The sequence below is a fragment of the uncultured Enorma sp. genome (assembly GCA_905210055.1).
In the GTDB taxonomy this organism is placed as follows: Bacteria; Actinomycetota; Coriobacteriia; order Coriobacteriales; family Coriobacteriaceae; genus Enorma.
Map to the genome: position 1 here is coordinate 39219 of CAJLVH010000001.1, position 19997 is coordinate 59215.

The 19997-nt window shown below is 62.8% G+C and carries 15 protein-coding genes, 2 tRNA genes and 1 pseudogene; 13 read left to right on the forward strand and 5 right to left on the reverse strand.

Annotated features, from left to right (window positions below):
* Positions 1-107: 107 nt before the first annotated feature.
* The 4 genes from serS to QZ079_RS00210 all read left to right on the forward strand — a co-directional run bounded on the left by serS (position 108) and on the right by QZ079_RS00210 (position 4393).
* On the forward strand, positions 108-1391 hold the full coding sequence (gene serS, locus QZ079_RS00195; protein ID WP_297033476.1) for a serine--tRNA ligase: 1284 nt from the start codon (positions 108-110) through the stop codon (positions 1389-1391).
* 192 nt (positions 1392-1583) lie between these two features.
* On the forward strand, positions 1584-1928 hold the full coding sequence (locus QZ079_RS00200; RefSeq protein WP_297033479.1) for a hypothetical protein: 345 nt from the start codon (positions 1584-1586) through the stop codon (positions 1926-1928).
* A 37-nt stretch (positions 1929-1965) separates the two neighbouring features.
* Positions 1966-2042 (forward strand) — tRNA-Arg (locus QZ079_RS00205).
* 218 nt (positions 2043-2260) lie between these two features.
* Positions 2261-4393, forward strand: coding sequence for a lipopolysaccharide assembly protein LapB (locus QZ079_RS00210; protein ID WP_297033482.1), 2133 nt, complete (start codon positions 2261-2263; stop codon positions 4391-4393).
* Positions 4394-4438: 45 nt separating this feature from the next.
* Here the strand turns inward: QZ079_RS00210 and QZ079_RS00215 are convergent.
* Positions 4439-4529, reverse strand: a tRNA-Ser gene (locus QZ079_RS00215).
* A 259-nt stretch (positions 4530-4788) separates the two neighbouring features.
* Positions 4789-5781, reverse strand: coding sequence for a tRNA glutamyl-Q(34) synthetase GluQRS (gene gluQRS, locus QZ079_RS00220; RefSeq protein WP_297033485.1), 993 nt, complete (start codon positions 5779-5781; stop codon positions 4789-4791).
* A gap of 445 nt (positions 5782-6226) precedes the next feature.
* On the opposite strand from gluQRS, the pseudogene QZ079_RS09445 reads away from it, so the two are divergent.
* From QZ079_RS09445 to QZ079_RS00245, 6 genes and pseudogenes are all read left to right on the forward strand, one after another.
* Positions 6227-6379: pseudogene (locus QZ079_RS09445) on the forward strand (DUF2207 domain-containing protein); the annotation flags it as partial.
* Between the two features lie 127 nt (positions 6380-6506).
* Positions 6507-8126, forward strand: coding sequence for a DUF2207 domain-containing protein (locus QZ079_RS00225; protein WP_297033488.1), 1620 nt, complete (start codon positions 6507-6509; stop codon positions 8124-8126).
* 172 nt (positions 8127-8298) lie between these two features.
* Positions 8299-9933 carry a bifunctional phosphoribosylaminoimidazolecarboxamide formyltransferase/IMP cyclohydrolase gene (gene purH / locus QZ079_RS00230; RefSeq protein ID WP_297033491.1) on the forward strand — a complete coding sequence of 545 codons (1635 nt, stop codon included), beginning with the start codon at positions 8299-8301 and terminating at the stop codon, positions 9931-9933.
* 375 nt (positions 9934-10308) lie between these two features.
* A complete protein-coding gene (locus QZ079_RS00235; RefSeq protein WP_297033494.1) occupies positions 10309-10959 on the forward strand; it encodes a hypothetical protein in 651 nt (216 codons plus the stop codon).
* A 39-nt stretch (positions 10960-10998) separates the two neighbouring features.
* Positions 10999-11664, forward strand: a complete 666-nt coding sequence (locus QZ079_RS00240; RefSeq protein WP_297033496.1) for a response regulator transcription factor — start codon at positions 10999-11001, stop codon at positions 11662-11664.
* Positions 11665-11673: 9 nt separating this feature from the next.
* Positions 11674-12744: a sensor histidine kinase gene (locus tag QZ079_RS00245; protein ID WP_297033498.1), complete on the forward strand. Its 1071-nt coding sequence runs from the start codon at positions 11674-11676 to the stop codon at positions 12742-12744.
* Between the two features lie 280 nt (positions 12745-13024).
* Here QZ079_RS00245 and QZ079_RS00250 read toward each other — a convergent pair whose 3' ends face one another.
* On the reverse strand, positions 13025-13465 hold the full coding sequence (locus QZ079_RS00250; RefSeq protein WP_366512016.1) for a universal stress protein: 441 nt from the start codon (positions 13463-13465) through the stop codon (positions 13025-13027).
* A gap of 185 nt (positions 13466-13650) precedes the next feature.
* On the opposite strand from QZ079_RS00250, the gene QZ079_RS00255 reads away from it, so the two are divergent.
* The 3 genes from QZ079_RS00255 (at position 13651) to QZ079_RS00265 (ending at position 17769) form a co-directional block, all read left to right on the forward strand.
* Positions 13651-14592, forward strand: a complete 942-nt coding sequence (locus tag QZ079_RS00255) for an undecaprenyl-diphosphate phosphatase (protein ID WP_291289696.1) — start codon at positions 13651-13653, stop codon at positions 14590-14592.
* Positions 14593-14756: 164 nt separating this feature from the next.
* The gene (locus QZ079_RS00260; RefSeq protein ID WP_297033504.1) at positions 14757-16283 is read left to right on the forward strand and encodes a M20/M25/M40 family metallo-hydrolase; all 1527 of its coding nucleotides are present in this window, start codon (positions 14757-14759) and stop codon (positions 16281-16283) included.
* A 151-nt stretch (positions 16284-16434) separates the two neighbouring features.
* Positions 16435-17769, forward strand: a complete 1335-nt coding sequence (locus QZ079_RS00265; RefSeq protein ID WP_297033509.1) for an MFS transporter — start codon at positions 16435-16437, stop codon at positions 17767-17769.
* A gap of 199 nt (positions 17770-17968) precedes the next feature.
* On the opposite strand, the gene QZ079_RS00270 is transcribed toward QZ079_RS00265, so the two are convergent.
* Together QZ079_RS00270 and QZ079_RS00275 are read right to left on the reverse strand one after the other, a co-directional pair.
* Entirely contained in the window at positions 17969-19012 is a 1044-nt protein-coding gene (locus tag QZ079_RS00270) for an ABC transporter ATP-binding protein (RefSeq protein WP_297033512.1), read from the reverse strand.
* Complete coding sequence (locus tag QZ079_RS00275) at positions 19013-19996, reverse strand: ABC transporter ATP-binding protein (protein ID WP_297033515.1); 984 nt, start codon at positions 19994-19996, stop codon at positions 19013-19015.
* Between the last annotated feature and the right edge of the window lies 1 nt (position 19997).

A 19997-nucleotide genomic window follows, 5' to 3' on the forward strand; every position in this document is an offset into this window, starting at 1 on the left:
TAAATATGCAAGCGCGGTATCGGCGCGGCAGGATCGACGCGCCCGTACGGGCGTGAAGAGCTCTCATTCGCCGCGCAGCGCCGCGAGATAAGGAAACCGGAGGAAGTATGCTCGACATCAAGTTCGTTCGCGAGAACCCCGATGCGGTCGATGCCGCGATGGCGAACCGCCAGACCACGTGGGATCGCGACCGCTTCTTTGCGCTCGATGAGGAGCGCCGCTCCGTGATCGCCGAGGTTGAGAAACTCCAGGCAACGCGCAACGCAGAGTCCAAGAACATCGGTGCGCTTATGCGTGAGGGCAAGCGCGAGGAGGCCGAGGCGGCGAAGGAAGCCGTTCGCCAAGTAAATGAGCAGATCGAGGGCCTCGCCGAGCGCCGGAGCGCTCTCGATGCCGAGCTCAACGACTTCATGGCGCACCTGCCGAACATTCCGTGCGATGCGACGCCGGTGGGCAAAGACGAGTCCGAGAACCCGGAGCGTCGCCGCTGGGGTACCCCGCGCGATTTCGAGGCCGAGGGCTTCGAGCCCAAGGCGCACTGGGATTTGGGCACCGACCTGGGCATCCTCGATTTCGATCGCGGCGCGAAGCTCTCGGGTGCGCGCTTCACGGTACTTGCGGGCGCTGGCGCTGCGCTCGACCGCGCGCTGCAGAACTTCTTCCTCAACACGCACACGGCGCGTGGGTTCAAGGAGTTCATTCCGCCCGTCATCGTGAACCGCGAGATCATGTACGGCACGGGCCAGCTGCCCAAGTTCGAGGACGATGCCTATCACACGGGCGAGGACCAGTTCCTCATTCCCACGGCCGAGGTTGCGCTCACGAACCTCCATGCTGGCGAGGTGATCGATGCGAGTGAGCTGCCGCTGCGCTACACCGCGGGCACGCCGTGCTTCCGTGAGGAAGCGGGTTCCGCCGGCCGCGACACGCGCGGCATCATTCGCCAGCATCAGTTCACCAAGGTCGAGATGGTGAAGTTCGCCACGCCCGAGCAGTCCGACGATGAGCTCGAGAGCATGGTTGCTGAAGCGGAGTACATCCTGCAGCAGCTTGGACTCCCGTACCGCGTGATCAGCCTGTGCACGGGCGATCTAGGCTTCTCCGCGCGTCAGACGTACGACATCGAGGTCTGGCTGCCGAGCTACAACGCCTACAAGGAGATTTCCTCCTGCTCGAACTGCGGCGATTTCCAGGCGCGCCGCGCGAACATCAAGTACCGCGATCCCGAGAACTTCAAGGGCGTGCGCCTGGTGCACACGCTGAACGGCTCTGGCTTGCCTACCGGTCGCACCATGGCGGCGATCATGGAGAATTATCAGAACGCCGACGGCTCCATCACGGTGCCCGAGGTGCTGCGTCCCTACATGGGCGGTATGGAGCGCATCGGGTAGCATTTTTCGAACTATTGGACGACGGGGGCGGTGCGCTGAGCGTGCCGCCTCTTTTCCTTTTCGATTACGTGGCTCCGGCATCCCTTACCACATCGTGCGGACAAGCGGGGCGGGCCTCTATAAACAATACACGAACATATGTTCTTATTTTGCCGTACAATGAATGCAAGAAGGCGGTGAGAGGAGGACACGTTGGCGGCGTTCGAGTATGGCGAGACCGTGCTTTTCGAGGGTTACGACGGAGTGGAGTGCGTGCGGGTGACGTGTTGGCAAGCCGAGCGCGGCGGGCTCGTGGTCACGCGGCGTAGTGCGGGCGAGTTATCGCAGTGGTGTTTCGGGGAGTCACCGCATGTGGCGGAGCTGAGCTTTGACGAGGCACAAACGAGCGCGCTTGCGCGGTATCTCAATGTAGAGCGCGAGGAGGAGCTTGCTGCCGAGCTTGCGATTGAGTTTTCCGGAACGGACGGATGGACGAGAATCGCCAGCGTAATGAGGAAGTTGCCGCTTTGGGAAAACTATTTTGAAAAAATCGCTTGACTCCACCTAGGGAGAGTGCCATTATATCTCTTGCGTTGCGGCGTTACCTCAGCTGGATAGAGGGTCTGACTACGAATCAGAACGTCACAGGTTCGAATCCTGTACGCCGCACCAGTCGAGATGTACGGGCGCTCTTTGGAGCGCCCGTTTTTTTGTTTTCGCGCCGATTTTCAAGCGCAATCGTTTTCCAGGGTACGTTCGACGGTGCAAATCTACCTGATACGAAAATTCTCAGATTACGAAAGCGGCCGAAGGACACAATACAAGCAGCATTTGTTTTGTGCTCTCGGCATGCTTGGGGCGTCGACGTTATAGAAGGAGGGCTGGCAGTAGTGGCAGATGCTACACCGCATAAGCGCTCTGCGCATGAGCGCGAACACGCCGATGTGCGTGAAGCGGGGATTGCCGGGGCCTCTTCTTCGGCGCTCTCCTCTGGAGTGAACGCCGCGCGTCCGAGTGAGAGGCGGGCCGATGCCCCGTTTCGCGAGCGCGATGCCGGCGCATCCATTGACTTTTCCCAAACGCCGCTCGAAAAGGAACTTCAACCGCTCGAGCCGCTCTCACGCCTTCCCCTGCCCGATGCCATCGAGGCGGTGCGCCTTTCCTGTGAGGCGGCTGAGCACCCGTCTGGCATCGAGCGCTACATCGTTCGCGTCCTTTCTGAGGTGGATGACGCGCGTCTTCGCGCCATAGCTATGTCGCACCGCATGGCGCTCGCGTTCATAACGCGTATGGACGCGTTCTATCTCAACTTCGATCCGACTGGTGTGTCGGAGCGGGACAGGAGCTTTCTGTATGCCGTCGAGGCGGCGCTCAACCGAATCTATCGCGTACTGGTCGCGTTGGGATTCGGGATGCGGCCGGTGACCTCATCGCCGTCCGAAGAGGCCTGCTCAGTCTATGAGCAGGCAGCATATGCCAATGTGACGTCGTGGGTGGAACGGATCCTTGCCGACGCGGGGGAGGAGAACCCATGGGCACGTCTGGCAACCGTCTCCTGTGCGCCCGGTGGTGTATGGGATGTGCTCACGCGTTTCGCCACCTTGAGCGAGCAGCTTGGGCTCATCGTGCGTCTCGACTACAACGTACAGCTCGAACAGGAGGGTCGTGAGCTGTGCATACGATTTGACGCGCCAACCTGGCCGAGCATGCCGGCAACCTATTTTGATCTTGAAGAGGGCGCATGGCATGCGTGCGTGGAGGACGAGCGCACGTCGCAGGCTCTCGAGTACGCAGCGCGCATAACCCTTGTGCTTGCCGCCGCGGGATTCGCCTCGGGCCTCGCAATCGAGCGGTGCGTCGTCGAGGCGCGCGACCTTGAATCGGGTAGCGTGCATACTGTCTTGCTCGAGCGCGAGCGATTTATGGCAGAGCTTTCCACCTTTGCGTCCGAGCTCGAGGGACGCTCGCTCTCGGAACCTTTGGCGCGCAGAGCGCTCACGGCGTTTCGTGCAGCGGACGAAGCTGACAGGGGAGCGCTGCGTACCGACGATACGCACGATGCCGCGGAAGGCGAGCGGCGCGTGGACGAAGCGGAGCGCGTGCGTCATCGCGCGCCGGAGGATGACCGCCGGGCGCTTTCGCCCATGCTGCGCGATCTGCTCCTTGCAGATACTGCGCACGACCTTGCCGTCATGGAGCCCGAAGACGACCCGTACATGCAGCGTCTCAACGCGTTGCATGCCCAGGAAGATGTCGATTTCGCGGATGCAGAGCGTGGCTACATCGCGTTGCTGGACGAGCTCGAGGCTCAGTGCGCCACACGCGAGCTACTCAGCGAGGGACCGGTCATCACCAGGTTTTGCGAGAGCTATGTCGGTCGCATCGAGCTGCCGGTGTTCGAGGAAGATCCGACGGTTCGCATCCTGCGCGCGCCGGACGCGCTCTTCTTCGCGCGGCTCGCGCTCGGCCGCATGTACGCCGACGCCGGAGCGTATGAACGCGCGCTGGATGAAGCGCGGAAGCTGCTCGACAGCGCGCCGACCTCCATGCAGGCGCATGCGACACTCGTGAACATCCTTGCTCATCTTGAGCGCTATGACGAGGTCGTAGAGGCCGCGCGGCACGGCCTGCGCGTGGCGTTCGAGCGTGAATCGATCGCGTATCTTTTGTACCGCGCGGCATTCGCCCATTGGCGGCTCGGGGATTTCGAGGCCGCTGCGGCGTGCTATCGGCTTGTGCGCGGTGCCGGGAAAACGGATGCGCTGGCCGAACAGGAGCTTCGTATGCTGCTGGAAGAGGTGGGCAGGAATGAACCGCCTACGATCGAGGAGGCGCTGGCGTGCTTGCGAAGCCGGGGGATGGTATGCGCGCCGTGGAGCGACGGCTTCAGGCGTATCGTGGATGCTGCCGTCCTGCTCGCAGACAACGGGTTCTACTTCCTCGCGGGGCGCTGCGTCCATGCGATGTGGCACGTGCTTGGCAGGGACGAGCTCGGCGTGGTAAGCCGCGCGCTGCTTGGGTAGCAAAAAGCCCGCCGCCACAAGGGCAACGGGCTTAGAGCGTTCGGCTGGCGGAGAGCTGGGGATTCGAACCCCAGATTCCCTTGTGGGGAATACTCGCTTAGCAGGCGAGCACCTTCGGCCTCTCGGTCAGCTCTCCGTTAGCAGCTAACAATATTAGCGTACCCACCGGACGTGTTACAAGGGCGAACTAAAATTGCCGTAATTTTATTCAGTCTTCGTTCTCGGGAGGAATTCAGCTCGGGACTCAGATTCTCACTCTAAGTGTTTGCGATGCAAATTTTTCCGTTAAAGCGCTCCTAAACGGATACATCTGCATTCCAATCCAAAACGAGTGAGAATTCCTGTCCGGTACTCAGATTCTCACCTTGTCGTCGAAGTGATAATTACGCCTGGTGTCAAATGCTCATGTCAGCAGTGATGATCATGTTCTCCCGGTGCTTGCGCATGGTCTCCCAAGAGAACGTCTCGGCAAGCTGCTCGGCGGTACGCGGCGCGGTATCGGGCGCGAGGCCGGCGATTCCGGCGAGCCAACCCAGGAGCGCCGCCGGCGTACTGAAGCGTGTCCTGAGCTCGCCCATATCCAGGTCGCGATCGCGCTTGGCAAGACGCCGCCCGTCGGGCGCGAGGAGCAGCGGGATGTGGGCGTAGGCGGGCTCCGGCAGGCCGAGCAGCCGCTCAAGGTAGATCTGCCGCGGCGTCGACGACATGAGGTCGCACCCGCGCACGACCTCCGTGACGCCCATAGCGGCATCGTCGACCACCACTGCTAGCTGGTACGCGAACACCCCGTCGCTTCGCCGCACGAGGAAGTCGCCGCACTCCTGTGCAAGCACCTGATGCTGCGGTCCGTATACGCGGTCTTCGAACGCGATGGTTCCGCGGGGATCGTCGCTGTCGGGCACGCGCAGTCGAAGCGCGGGCGGGCGCGTCGCGCGGCGCTCGGCAATCTCTTCGGGTGTGAGACCGCGGCATGTGCCGGCATAGACGGGCGTCCCGTCGGTTGCATGCGGTGCGCTTGCGGCATGAAGTTCGGCGCGCGTGCAGAAGCATGGGTAAGTGAGCCCGGCTGCCTCGAGCCTCTCGACGGCAGCTCGGTAGAGATCGACGCGCTCGTGCTGGTAGACAGGGTCTCCGTCCCACTCGAGTCCAAGCCAGCGCAGGTCGTCGAACAAGAGCTCCGTCCACGGGCCGGACTGGGTGCGCGGATCGAGGTCTTCGACGCGCAGCGTCACGCTCCCGCCCTGGTTTCGCGCGGAGAGCCATGCCACGAGTGAGGCGTACACGTTGCCGAGGTGCATGCGGCCCGACGGCGTGGGAGCGAAGCGCCCCACGACGCGTGGAGCTTCGCCTGCACGAGCGCTTTGAAGTGTGTCCTGGGTGGTGTTCATGTCCGAAAGTATAGTTGAACCGCAACGGAACCTAAAACACGCCCTGGTGCGTTGCCCCGCGGCTTCAGACGGAAAACGAAGGAGCCCCCAGGTTCGCGCCTGGGGGCTCCTCGGAAAAGGGGGGCGATGTAGGCGGGCGGTCGGCGAGTCGCTTCCAACCGCCCGCAAGGGTTGGTAGTTCAGAGCGGAATCCATTCGCACGCAGATTATCCGTGCTCTCTGCACGAGCCGAGAAGGTTTCGATGCGAATGGGCTCCGGCATCTTCACTCATTGCGTTCTATACCCAAGCGGGCGCAGGTAAACGGGCGAACATGCTCCCTCGCAACTCCCACACAAAGATGGATAAATCGCGTAGACTTTTGGGCAAGGCAATTGTCTGCGCGAGGGAGGGGAGCGATGATGCGAAGCATTCGGAAGGTACTGGTGCTGTGCACATTATTTCTGATGTCTGCGCTCGCTGCGCCCGTGCCTGCGCATGCCGACTCCTACCTGAACGTGCGCATTGAGGCATCGGTTCTGGGAAATGGCAGCCTTCGCGTGGTCGAGACGCGGGCGTTCAGATTCGACGACGATGGCAACGGCGTGTACTGGACGATCCCTTTGGCGAGCAACGAACAGGGCGCGGCGTCGAGCGTAGCCATCGACGGCGTCATGGTGGATGACGGGGAAGCGCGTGTTTACCCAGGTACCATCTGCCGAGCTGGGGAACGATGGGGTCTACACCGTGGAACAGGCGAGAGGCACATGCCGGCTCATGGTGTACGCCCCGCATGCCGAGGACGACGTCCAGCTCGTCTCGGTGGGATACACGATCACCGGTGCCGTGATGGCCTGGGAAGATACCGCGGAGCTCTATTGGCAGTTCGTGGGTGCCGACTGGCAGGATGATTCCGAAGATGTCGAGCTCGTGGTTCGCTTTCCCGACGCTGAATCTGGTTCCGCCACCGTGGGCGAGGACTTCCGCGCCTGGGGGCATGGCCCGCTCGACGGCGCGGTAGCGCTCGATGCCGATATCCCTCAGGTGACGTACCGCGTCCCCCGCGTGTCGACCGGTGAGTTCGCCGAGGCGCGCGTGGCGTTTCCCCTCGCATGGGTTCCCCAGCTTGCCGCGAGTAGCGAGGCGTCCTCCGTGGAGCGTTTGCCGACGATTTTGGAGGAAGAGCGGGCGTGGGCAGCTGAGGCGAATGCGCTTCGCCAGCGTGCGCGCGAGCAGCGAACGTTTTTAGGTGCCGGCATGGTTGCCGTTCCGGCGCTCTTCACGATGGTGCTCGTTGCACTCAGGTGCTTGCGGCGCGAGTCCAAGCCGCAGTTTGCCGAAACGTACTGTGACGACGTCCCATCACACGACCACCCTGCCGTTTTGGCAGCGTTCACCGAAAACGGCGCGGTGACGGAGCGCGCGCTCGTCTCGACGCTCATGAAGCTTACCGCCGAGGGCGTGGTAGGCATCCAGGATATGGAAGAACAGCGGCGCGCGTATCTCAAACGCACCTTGGGCGCTGCCTACGCAGATGATCCGTTTGCAGATGAAGACGCGGCGTGGGAAGACGAGACGCAGATAGAACGCAGGCAGTACCGCCTCGAGCTGCTTCAGCCCGCGCGCAAGGACGCGGATGATATCAACGGTGCGGCACTCAGGCTCTTCTTCCGCACGAGCAAGACGACGGCGAGCTTCTCGTCCCTCGGTTCCTATAAAAACGATAACCCCGAGCGCTACGAGGAGCTGCGCGTCGACTTCGTCCACAAGGTCTCCGATGCGCTCGAGGCACGCCAGCTCATCGCATCGAAGGGCACGGCTGCCGCGGTCGCATCCATTGCGATAGGAGGCGTGCTCGCAGCGTTCTCGTTCATCATAGGAATCATCGAGGAGCTCTGGATTCCCATGGTCGCCGCGATAGTGCTCGCGATTGTGGGCATGGTAATCGGGACGAGGTTCAAGCGTCTGACGCCCGAGGGCGTTGAGCTCCGTGCGCGCTGCGACGCCTTCACGCGCTGGTTGGAAGATTTCACGACGCTCCGTGCCGCGGTTCCCGATGATCTGGGCAGATGGAATAACGTGCTCGTGTGCGCCGTCGCGCTCGGCGTCTCCACCGAGCTCGTGCGCGATCTGGCGCTCCTCGCGCCCATCGAGGGCATCGCCGCTGCCGAGTGGTACCCGTCCTACTGGTGGTACCTGCCGGGCGACGGCCGCCGTGTGACGCCGGTTCAGCATGCCTCGAATGTGTGCGTACTGCCGAGCGCTGCCGCCGCGGCGAGCGGGTTCAGCTCGGGCGGCGGCGGAGGCGGCGGATTCTCCGGAGGCGGAGGCGGCGGCGTCGGTGGCGGCGGGGGAGGTTCGTTCTAACCGCGTGCCGCTGGAACCGTTCTTGTTTTCGGCGTAAGCGCGCCACTCGGAGGATTCTTTGCACCGTGTATCGCCGCTCCGCCTATTTCCCTTGCAGATGCGCTACATTAGAGAGCGTATCGGATTTCGTCGCCCGTGCACGGTGGCGACGTTGCGGGCAAGGAGGGGCTGCATGGGATCTGAGCGGAAAGTCGAACGCGCGCTCATATCGGTGACCGACAAGACGGGCATCGTTGAGTTCGCACAGGCGCTCGTCGAGAAGTTCGGTGTCGAGATCATCTCGACGGGCGGAACGGCGAGGGCGCTCGAGGAGGCGGGCGTGCCCGTTACCCCCATCGAGGCGTTTACCGGGTATCCGGAGATGATGGACGGTCGTGTGAAGACGCTCCATCCCAAGGTCCACGGCGCACTGCTTGCCCGTCGCGATTCCGACCAGCACATGGCCGAGGCTGCCGAGCACGATATCAAGCTCATCGACCTCGTGTGCGTGAACCTGTATGAGTTCGAGAAGACGGTTGCCGATCCGAACGTGACGTTCGAAGACGCCATCGAGCACATCGATATCGGTGGCCCCTCCATGCTTCGTTCGGCCGCGAAGAACAACGATGCGGTGACGGTGATCTGCGACCCAGACGATTACGCATCCGTCCTGGAAGAGATGGGCGTACACGGTGGCGCCACCACGAAGGTCACGCGTCGCCGCCTCGCTGCGAAGGTATATGCGCGCACCGCTGCCTACGACACGGCGATTTCCACGTGGTTCAGCGCGTATCTTGAGCTGCAGAATCGCGAGATCGATCCGGATGATCCCTTCGAGCCGCCCGCGCTGCTCGACCTTCACCTCACCAAGGCGCAGGATCTTCGCTACGGCGAGAACCCGCACCAGGCTGCGGCGGTCTACAAGCTCACCGGAGAGCTTGCGAACCTCGTGAGCTCGCCGAACCCGCTGGTGGGAGCCGAACAGCTTCAGGGCAAGCCGCTTTCGTACAACAACCTGCTCGATGCCGACGCCGCGTGGAATGCGGTGCGCGAGTTCGACGAGCCAGCGTGCGTGATTCTGAAGCATCAGAACCCGTGCGGCTCCGCCGTGGCGAAGGATGTCACGACGGCGTACGACCGCGCCTTCGCCTGCGATCCCAAGAGCGCCTTCGGCGGCATCATCGCGGTGAACCGCGAGGTTCCGCTGGCGCTCGTCGAGCATTTCGCAGACCAGAACAAGCAGTTCGTTGAGGTGCTCATTGCGCCGAGCTATACGCCCGAGGCGCTCGAGCGCTTGAGCAAGCGCGCCAACCTCCGCGTGCTCGCCACGGGCGGCGCCGAGGGTCACGCCACGCTCGAGGTGCGTTCCGTCGATGGCGGCATGCTCGTGCAGTGCGTCGACACGGTGGACGAGGATCCCACCGAGTTCACGTGCCCCACGAGCCGCAAGCCCACGGACAAGGAGATGCGTGACCTCGTGTTCGCATGGAACGTCGTGAAGACGGTGAAGTCGAACGCTATCTTGATCGCCAAGGATCAGGCGGGTATCGGCATGGGCCCGGGCCAGCCCAACCGCGTGGACTCGGCGCTTCTGGCCTGCGAGCGCGCGGAAGACGCTTGCGAGCGCATGGGGCTCGCGGCGGGCGGATTCGTCGCGGCGAGCGACGCGTTCTTCCCGTTCCGCGATAACGTGGACGTGCTCGCCGAGCACGGCGTCACCGCGATCATCCAGCCGGGCGGATCGGTGCGCGACGACGAGTCCATCAAAGCGTGCGACGACCACGATATCGCGATGATCTTCACCGGCACGCGCCACTTCCGCCACTAAGGCGGCGCGCGGCAACGGAGCGCTGCTTGGCGGTAGATGAGCCGCAACGGCCGCTGAGGGATACCTTGGCGGCCGTTTTTTCTACGTGCATCGTGCCTTATTGATTAAAAAGCGTAGAAAGCTTCAATAAGAGTCGTTCGAAAAGGTTCTTACTGAGGCTTTTTACGCTTTTTGCACAGAGCGATGTGATTGCGGTCGACGGAGCTCTGCCACGCGAAGCGCCGAGAGGTTGACATCTGGCGCAAGGGGTACAATTGATGAAATTCCGAAAGGTTCGGCATGTAACATTACCCCAGGGGTTTTCGACATACCCGGTGAGTTTACTCATGTCGAAAAACCCCTGGGGTAATGTTACATGCCAGAAAAGGAGCTGCTGTGACAGACACCGCATTTCAGCTGGGCAAACCGGCGCTTGTGTGCCGTTGGCGCCTCGCGGGGCGACATGTGCCGCTCCTCAACCGGCATATGCGCGCGCTCTCGCAGCGGCGCGTGAACGGTGAGGCGCTCTCGACGAACCTGCTTGGCTGGGTAAAGCAGCATATCGAATGGTCTCTGGCAGAAGACCCCGCTGCGGTAGCGGATGGTGTCCTCATGATCGTGGTGGACGAGGCGGGGCAAGCAGCGATGAGCACGGGCGCTTATGAGCCTCTGGCCGACGCATCGCTCGAAGATCTTGCCCTGCGCGCGCAGACGGCTCAAGTCGAAGCATTCGAGCTCGGCGTCGCCCCCGAGGTGCTGTGCACGGCGGAAGACGGCGGAATCACCATCGGGCTGTCGACGGATGTTCCGGCGGCGGGTGCGACGAGCTTGGTCGAACATCTTGCACAGACACGCGGCATCGCGCTCAAGCGCGATCCGGCACTGCCGTTCCGTGCGGTATCCGGCCTCGTGGGCGGTGAGGCGTTCCTTGTGTCCGACGAGTACGGCATCGTTGCTGTAACGAATGCGGGGTGCGCACAGGAAGATGCGGGTACCGTCGCGTTCCTTTCAGCTGCCTTTGAAAAGCTCTACGATGCTGTCCGCTAGGTAGCCCCCGTTGATTCATATCGGGTAAAGGAGCCACGCATGTCCCTCATCTATGTAGTCGAAGACGATGCTGCGATTCGCGGCGAGCTCGTGCAGGCGCTCGAGCGCAACGGGTTCGAAGCTGTGTGGTGCGAGGCGTTCGATCACGTGGTCGAGGACGTACAGGAGCGCCATCCCGACCTCGTGCTGCTCGATCTCACGCTACCGGGCACCGACGGCCAGTTCCTCTGCCGTGAGCTGCGAGCCGCCTCCGAGGTGCCCATCATCGTGCTTACCTCGCGCGTGACCGAGATCGACGAGGTCATGAGCATGACCATGGGCGCCGACGACTTCATCCCCAAGCCGTATAGCACGCGGGTGCTCGTGGCACGCATTCAGGCGCTGCTGCGACGCGCGGCAGGGGGAGCAGAGCGCACTGTGCTGGAACACAAGGGTGTGACACTCGATGTATCGCGCTCCGTCGCGCAGGCGGCGGGAGGCCAGATCGAGCTTACGAAGAACGAGATGCGCATCTTAAGCCTGCTCATGGCGCATGCGGGGACGATCGTCTCGCGCGAGGAGATCATGCGCGACCTGTGGGATTCCGATGCATTCGTGGACGACAACACACTCACCGTGAACATCAACCGCCTGCGCGCGACGCTCGCGAAGATCGGGGTGAGCGATTACCTCACCACGCATCGCGGGCGCGGATACTCGGTCTAGGAGGGGTTCATGAAGTTCGTCTCCTTCGTGCTCTCGCACGCCTCAACGTGCTTCATACTTGCCATCGTGGTGTTAATCTCGTCTTTCGTGCTGTTCGTAGCCGGCGTGTCGGTGAACATCATCGTGTTCACGGCGATTATCGAGGTGCTCGGCACGCTGGCAGCACTTGCGATCGATTGGACGCGCAAGAAGCGTTTCTTCGGGGATTTGGAGGCGTGTACGAGCGAGGTCGATCACCCGCTGTGGATGACGGAGATGGTCGAGCGGCCGGAGTATCTCGAGGGTGCGATCATCTACGACGCGCTGGGTGCGATCGCGCACGCGGCAAACGACGATGTCGCCGAATACCGTCGTCAGGTTGCCGATTACCGCGAGTATATCGAGACGTGGGTTCACGAAGCGAAGTCCCCGCTCGCTGCAGCGCATCTCATGGTCGACAACCTGCGGGCAGAACCTCTTGCCGACGCAGCCGCCGAGAAGGTCGAGTCGATCGATGAAGAGCTCAAGCGCGTGAAGGGCTACATCGATCAGGTGCTGTTCTATGCCCGTTCGGAGGCGTTCGACCGCGATTACCTCATTCGCGCGTATTCGCTCGCAGACCTGGTGGCGGCCGCGTTGCGCGCGAACGCCTCCACGCTTATCGGAGCGCACGTCGCGCCCGTGCTCGGCGATCTCGATCTCGAGGTGTTCACCGATGAGAAGTGGGTCGAATTCATTCTGGGGCAGATTATCCAGAACTCAGTGAAGTATGCCCGTTCCGAGGAGCCACGCATCGAGTTTTCGGCGAGGCTCGTGGATGTGGGGAGCGCCGATGAGCGCGCGGAGCTCACCGTGAGCGACAACGGCTGCGGCGTGAGTGCCGCCGACCTGCCGCGCGTGTTCGACAAGGGCTTCACCGGGGACAACGGTCGCACTGGCAAGCGCTCGACGGGTATCGGCCTGTATTTGGTGAAGCGCCTCTGCGACAAGATGGGTGTGGGCGTTGCCGCATCCTCGCAACCGGGCGAGGGCTTCGTGATCACCCTCACCTTCTCCCGCAACAAGTTCCGGTTCGTCGACCGGGGGGGGGCACTCCTCTGAGGTGACCCAATAAGGGACAGGTGCATTTTGGGACATCCCGCACGCGGCGAGCGAAGCGATGCCGCCCAACCCCGCATCCGACCCTTTGAGTGGGCGAATCGCGGCAACCCGAGGTACCCCCCTCGCCCCCTCCGCCCGCTCGTGCAAGTAGGTAAGCGCAGGGCTGAGGGCATTCCCGTCGTACGAGTTCCGCACGCAAAGGAGGCGCCAGTGGCGCCTCCGTCTTGCGCAGAACTGTTTGAAGTACGACGGGAATGCCCTCAGCCCGGATGGAGCGACCCTACTTCACAACTAATATGTCGCAGTCCGTGCTGCGCAGCAGGAACGTGGAGATCGACCCGAGCAGCGCATACTTAATGGAAGAGAGCCCGCGAGCTCCGCACATCACCAGATCGGGCTGAATGACATCGAGCATCTCATCCTTGAGCGTCTCACGGATGCGGCCGGCGCGGATGATGATCTCCACATCGGCGATGTCGGGGTTCGCCTTGGCCTCTTCGACCGCTGGGGCGATGGAGTCGCGGAACGCCGTCTCGAGCCCGTTGATGAGGTCGACGGGGTACGCACCGGCGGATTCGAGCGCCGTCGAGTCGATGACGTGCCCGATGTAGAGCTTCGCCCCGTTGTTCGCGGCGACCTTGATGGCGCGCGCAAGCACAAAGTCCTGCTGATCGGTGCCGTCGAGCGCAACGAATACCTTGGAATAACCCTCTTGAATCATCGTATGCCTCCTTGCGTTGGATGCAACTGTGGTGGGCGCTAACCGTGCGGAACGCCCTTGGTTGCGTCGGTTATACCCCGTTGTGCACGAAGAGGTTGAAGTATTCTGTGAACGATACGGCTTTCTCCGTGTGCGTACGTTTTTCTGGCCGATAATGGCATCTGCAAAACGTACAGGGAGGCGCCATGGATTTCATCGAGCTGCTCAAATCGGCGTTCCTCGGCCTCGTCGAGGGCATCACCGAGTGGCTACCTATCTCCTCGACCGGCCATATGATCCTCGTTGACGAGTTCATCAGTCTGAACGTCACGCGTGAGTTCTGGAACATGTTCCAGGTTGTGATCCAGCTCGGCGCGATCCTCGCGGTGTGCGTGTACTTCTTCCACCAACTCAATCCGTTCTCGCCGCGCAAGGACGCCGAGGAGCGCCGCGGAACCTGGGTGCTTTGGGGCAAGATCGTAGTCGCATGCATTCCGGCGGCGATCATTGGCATCCTCTTCGACGACTTCATGGAGGAGCATCTCTACAATGCTACGGTGGTTGCTCTGGCGCTCATCGTGTATGGCGTGGCGTTCATCGTGATTGAGCGGTGGCGTGCGCATCGGTTTGAAGCGCGCGTAGCTGCCGAGGGTCTTCAGGCCGGGAGCCGTCCCGCAGGCGCTCATTTCGCCCGCCCCGCTGAAGACGTCGAACCCACAGAAGGTGGCGACTTCGGCTCCATCACGCGGCTCGAGGATCTGCCGTGGTCCACGGCGTTCGGCATCGGCGTGTTCCAGGTGCTCTCGCTCATTCCGGGCACCTCGCGCTCGGGTTCCACGATCATCGGTGGCTTGCTGCTGGGTACGACGCGCTCTGTCGCAGCTGAGTTTACGTTCTTCTTGGCGATTCCCGTCATGTTCGGTGCGAGCGCGCTCAAGCTCGCGAAGTACGTATTCCTCGACGGCGGCACCTTCGGCATGAACGAGGTCTCCATCATGGTGGTGGGCTGCGTCGTGGCGTTCGCGGTCTCGCTCGCCGCCATCAAGTGGCTCATGGGCTTCGTGCGTCGTCACACGTTCACGGTGTTCGGCGTCTATCGCATCGTGCTCGGCGTGCTGGTGCTGGGATACTTCTTCCTCATTGCATAACGGCCTCGTTGCATGCCGCGCTACGACGACATGAGTGCAGCGAGGGCAGGTTGGTTTCCACTGGTTTGCTGTGCCGCATCGCGGCAGCATGCTTCCAGCTATAGGACTACAATACATAGCATTGCATAGGTGAAGCGATTTATGCCAGATAAGGAGGCCGCTCTATGCATGCTAAGACGATCTGCAAGGTATTAGGCGGCGCTGCGGCACTTGCTGCCGGGTCTGCGCTTGGGGCGGTGGGAGCGGTCTGCGCTGTGCGCGCCGCGAAGATGAAGCCCTCGCGGCCAGATGGTGCGCCGCTTGGGGCAAATGGCTACCACGCTGGTGACGACGCGGTGGGGCGGTTCCAGGAGCTCCTGCGCATCCCCACTGTTTCGCGCGACGATCCGGCGCTGGTCGATCGCAGGCACTTCGCGCGCTGGGTTCCCACGCTCCGGCGTTTGTACCCGCTTACCTTCGCGGCGTGCGAACTCCACATGATCGATGAATTCGGCATTCTACTGCGCTGGCCGGGCGAGAACGCTGCGCTCGACCCCATTGTCATGATGGCGCATCACGATGTCGTGCCGGTCGAAGGGCAGGTGTGGGAGCACGATCCATTCGACGCGGAGATCGTCGACGGAGAGATCTGGGCACGCGGATCGCTCGATACGAAGTGCATCATCGGCGCGTTCTTCGAGGCTGCCGAACATCTCATCCGCTCCGGGTACACGCCGCCACGCGATGTGTGGTACTTCTCGTCGAATGCCGAGGAGACGAGCGGGCCTGCTGCGCGCGACGCCGTTGCCTGGCTGCGTGACCACGATATCCATCCGTACCTGGTGCTCGATGAGGGCGGTGCCGTTGCCGGCGATACCCCGCTCGGCGTGAAGGTGCCGGTTGCTATGGTAGGCGTCTCGGAGAAGGGGCATGTGGACCTTACCGTCACGGCGCACGCCGACGGTGGCCACGCCTCCACTCCCACGGATATCGACGCCCCGCGGCTGCTCGCCCGTGTGTGCGAGCACATCGCTGCGCATCCAGGCATACCATGTTTTACGGAGGCGCTCGACGCCACGCTTGCCGAGCTGGCGAGTCGCAGCAGCCTGCTCTACCGTCTGGTGTTCTCGAACCTATGGCTCACCCGTCCGGTGGTCGCGAAGATCATGGCCGCCGACGGCGAGACGGCGGCGATGCTGCTCACCACGTACGCGCTCACGCAGCTCGAGGGTTCGAATGCGCACAACGTGTTGCCGCCGGTGGCGAGTGCGAACTTCAACGTGCGCGTCGCACCCTTCGAGACCGTTGCAGACGCCGTGCAGCGTGCCCGCGTCCTGGCGGCAGAGGAGTGCGTCGCGAGCGGCGTCTCGCCCGACCATGTGACAGTCGAGATCAACGACGCCGTGCCCTATACCGAGCCGGCGCCCATAAGCCCGTTCGAGAACGATGCCGCCTTCGATTACCTGCATCGTTGCGTCGCCGGCGTGTATCCCGAGGCAGGATTCGCTCCGTACGTGCAGAATTCCTGCACCGATTCACGTGAGTTCAACGAGATTTGCGAGCGCGTGTACCGTTTCTGCGGCTTCGAGTACTCGGGTGAGGCGCGCGGGCTCATCCATGCGGAAAACGAGCGCATCGGCGTCGACGTCTACAAGCGCGGCATCAAGTTCTACGTGGCGTTTTTGGCAAACCTCGACCAGCTCGCAGAGTAGGGAAATAGGTTGGTCGGGTGGGTTGGTTGGGGACGGGTTCATTCCAACCCATTTTGGGACCGCGAACGAACGTAACGTTCTCTAAAAATGGGTTGAAACGAACCCGTCCCCAACCAACCCACCCCATCCATTCCAAGCAGAAAGGAATGATATGGCTACCAGCAAACAGGCGGTGAAGGCGGCGAGCCGGCTCGATTACGCGAGCGTGGCGTTCGCGGCGCTGCCCTTCATGGGCATGATCAGCTTCTGGCAGGTATTCGACGGCATCGTGCCGCTCATGCTCACCGATACCTTCGGCCTGGATAACGCCACGACGGGTGTGGTCATGGCGCTCGACAACGTTTTCGGCCTGTTCCTGCTGCCGCTCTTCGGCATTTTGAGCGACCGTTGCGCGAGCAAGCTCGGGCGCCGTACGCCGTTCATCATGGCGGGCTCCGTGGTGGCTGCCATCGCGGTGCCGCTCATCGCCGTGGCGAACAACCTGCGCAGCTTCCCACTGCTCATCGCCATGATCTTGCTCACACTCGTGGCGATCTGCGCGTATCGCACCATGACCGTGGCCATCGTGGCCGATATCACACCGCGCCCTCTGCGTACCAAGGCGGATTCTATCGAGAAGATCGTGGGCTACGCGGGCACGGGTGTGATGCTCGTGGCGATCACACTGCTGGTTCCCGATGTCGAGCATCCAGATTACCTGCCGCTTTTCGGTCTTCAGGCAGCGTTCATCTTAGGCTCTGCGATTCTCTACTTCTGGCGCGTTCGCGAGCCTAAGCTTGTGGAGCGCATGCACGAGAAGAGCCTCGAGATGGGCATCGAAGAGGCGGAGATCGACACCGACGACTCGCCCGAGGCCGGCGGCAAGCAGCGCGTCGCCGACCCGTCGGTGCGCATGTCCATCATCATGATTCTCGCCGCGACGTTCTTCTATTACATGAGCTACAACGCGATGACGACGAACATCTCGCGCTATGCGGACGCATTCTTCGGCATGGCGGGTGGCAGCTACGCGATCATCAATATCGTGACCATCGCGGGCGGTTTGCTCTCGTATGTGCCCATCGCGAACCTTTCGCTCAAGTATGGGCGCAAGGCCATGGCCGTCATCACCTCTGCCGTGGTGGTCATCGGCTCGGCGATCATCTGGCTCGTGCCGGGCTTCAACCCGCTCTTCTACGTGGTGTTCCTGTTCATGGGCGCGGCGCTCGGCGGCGTCGATCTGTGCGTGTACCCCATGCTGCTCGAGCTCTGCGATTCGAACAGCGTCGGCCGCTACTCCGGCTATTACTACACCGTCTCCATGGCGGCGCAGGTGGTCACGCCCATCCTGTCCGGCATGGTGATGGACGCCGCTCCGACGATGCTCTTCGGCTACATCACGCTCATGGGCGCGTTCATGCTCGTCACGGTGCTCGCCGCCAAGCATGGCGACACGATCCTCATCGACGAGGTGGCTCGCCGTGAGGAGGCGTATAAGCAAAAATAGCCGTCGCGAGCCTGGTTGCCGACGCACATCGCCTGAATCGCGTGCGTGCCGAGGTTCTTGCGCGTCAAGATTTCTTGTGTGCAAAAAATTGGAGAAACCGTCACGAAGGAGGTGTTGAAAGCCTCTTCGTGACGGTTTCGGCATTTTTTAGCACGTAAAGCTTGCGGGCGGGTGGAAGTTCGGTGCGCAAGCGGCGGCGCTATGCTTCTAGCGGATGGTGGCAGGCGCAGAATCGGCCCTCGCCGAAATCGCGCATCGCGGGTTTCTGCGTGCGGCACAGCTCGTCGGCGTACGGGCAGCGCGTGCAGAAGCGGCAGCCCGCAGGCGGGTTGATAGGCGAGGGAATCTCGCCCTCGAGCAGCTGGCGCTTGCGATCCGCCTGCGACGGGTCCGGGATGGGCACGGAGTCGATGAGGAGCTTCGTGTAGGGATGGAGCGGCCGGGTGTAGGCGTCCGGCGTCGGGCATACCTCGCAGAGCTGGCCCAGGAACATGACGCAGATGCGCGTGGAGATGTAGCGCACTACGGCGAGGTCGTGTGAGATGAACAGGAACGAGATGCTCGTCTCGCGCTGAAGCTTGCGCAGGAGGTTCAGGATCTGCGCCTGGATGGACACGTCGAGGGCGGAGACGGGCTCGTCGCACACGATGACCTCGGGGTTCGGCGCCAAAGCACGTGCGATGCCCACGCGCTGGCGCTGGCCGCCGGAGAGCTGGTGCGGGTAGCGCTCGTAGAACTCCGAGCCCAGGCCGACGCGCTCCATGAGGGCGAGGACGCGCTCGCGCTGCTCGGCCTTGGAGACGCCGGCGGCGCGGAGCGGCTCGGCGATGATTTCGCCCAGGGTGAGATGCGGGTCGAGCGACGAGAACGGGTCTTGGAACACGATCTGCATCTTTTTGCGCGCCTCGCGCAGCGCCTTGCCCTTGAGGTGCGTAATGTCCTTGCCGTCGAGCTCGACGGTGCCGGAGGTGGGGTCGATGAGGCGCACGGCCATGCGGCCGAGCGTGGACTTGCCGCAGCCGGACTCGCCCACGAGGGCGAGCGTCTCGCCGCGGGCGATGGAGAACGACACGTCGTCGACGGCCTTCACCACGCCGGCGTTCGTCTTGAAGTGCTTGGTGAGGTGCTCGGCGCGCAGCACGGGCGTCTCCTGCACGCTCGCGGACGCCTCGGTAATCGGCTCGGCGTCGCCCGTGGGCGCATCGGTGGGCACAGAAGTTTTAATCTCATCGGTGGTTGCCATTTAGAGCACCTCCTGGGGCTTGAAGCAGCGAACGAGGTGGCCGTTCCCGGCGTCGGTGAGCTCGGGTGCCTGCGTGCGGCAGCGCTCGTCGGCGAACGGGCAACGGGTGCAGAAGCGGCAGCCCGCGGGGAAGTGGCCGAGCGCGGGCACCGTGCCGGGGATGGTATGCAGGTCGTGCTCCATGTCGCCGTTCACGCGCGGGATGGCGTCCATGAGGCCGGTCGTGTAGGGATGGAGCGGGTGGTTGAAGATCTCTTCTTTCGTGGCATGATCCACGATCTGGCCGGCGTACATGACGTTCACCTCGTCGCAGATGTCCGCCACGACACCGAGGTTGTGGGTGATGATGAGGATCGACATGCCGCTCTCGCGCTGCAGGCGCTTCATGAGCTCGAGGATCTGCGCCTCGACCGTCACGTCGAGCGCGGTGGTAGGCTCGTCGGCGATGAGCAGGTCCGGGTTGCAGATCATGCCCATGGCGATGCAGATGCGCTGGCGCAGGCCGCCGGAGAGCTGGTGCGGGTAGGACTTGTAGCGGCGCTCGGCCTCGGGGATGCCCACCTCGCGGAACATCTGGATAACGCGCTCCTTGGCCTCGGCGCGCGAGACCTTCTCGTGCAAGAGGATCGCCTCGCGGACCTGCTTGCCCACGGAGATGGAAGGGTTGAGCGCCGTCATGGGCTCCTGGAAGATCATGGCGATGCGGTTGCCGCGGATGTCGCGCATCTGCTGCTCGGGCAGGGCGAGCAGGTCCTCGCCGTCGAACGTGATGCTGCCCTCGGCGACCGAGATGCCGGTGTCGAGGATGCGCATCACGGTGCGCGCCGTCATGGACTTGCCGCATCCGGATTCGCCCACCAGACCAACGGTCTTGCTGCGGGGCACGGTGAAGCTCACGCCGTCTACCGGGTAGGCGGGCTCGCCGCTCTTGAGCGTCAGGACGTCTCTCAGGCCGTCGATGACCAGCAGGTTCTCGTCTGCCATT

What these genes read in the sequence shown, in the direction of transcription:
- serS (WP_297033476.1), top strand. Translation starts at nt 108, where the DNA reads ATGCTCGACATCAAGTTCGTTCGCGAGAACCCCGATGCGGTCGATGCC.
- gluQRS (WP_297033485.1), bottom strand. Translation starts at nt 5,781, where the DNA reads ATGAACACCACCCAGGACACACTTCAAAGCGCTCGTGCAGGCGAAGCT.
- purH (WP_297033491.1), top strand. Translation starts at nt 8,299, where the DNA reads ATGGGATCTGAGCGGAAAGTCGAACGCGCGCTCATATCGGTGACCGAC.
- QZ079_RS00240 (WP_297033496.1), top strand. Translation starts at nt 10,999, where the DNA reads ATGTCCCTCATCTATGTAGTCGAAGACGATGCTGCGATTCGCGGCGAG.
- QZ079_RS00245 (WP_297033498.1), top strand. Translation starts at nt 11,674, where the DNA reads ATGAAGTTCGTCTCCTTCGTGCTCTCGCACGCCTCAACGTGCTTCATA.
- QZ079_RS00250 (WP_366512016.1), bottom strand. Translation starts at nt 13,465, where the DNA reads ATGATTCAAGAGGGTTATTCCAAGGTATTCGTTGCGCTCGACGGCACC.
- QZ079_RS00255 (WP_291289696.1), top strand. Translation starts at nt 13,651, where the DNA reads ATGGATTTCATCGAGCTGCTCAAATCGGCGTTCCTCGGCCTCGTCGAG.
- QZ079_RS00260 (WP_297033504.1), top strand. Translation starts at nt 14,757, where the DNA reads ATGCATGCTAAGACGATCTGCAAGGTATTAGGCGGCGCTGCGGCACTT.
- QZ079_RS00265 (WP_297033509.1), top strand. Translation starts at nt 16,435, where the DNA reads ATGGCTACCAGCAAACAGGCGGTGAAGGCGGCGAGCCGGCTCGATTAC.
- QZ079_RS00270 (WP_297033512.1), bottom strand. Translation starts at nt 19,012, where the DNA reads ATGGCAACCACCGATGAGATTAAAACTTCTGTGCCCACCGATGCGCCC.
- QZ079_RS00275 (WP_297033515.1), bottom strand. Translation starts at nt 19,996, where the DNA reads ATGGCAGACGAGAACCTGCTGGTCATCGACGGCCTGAGAGACGTCCTG.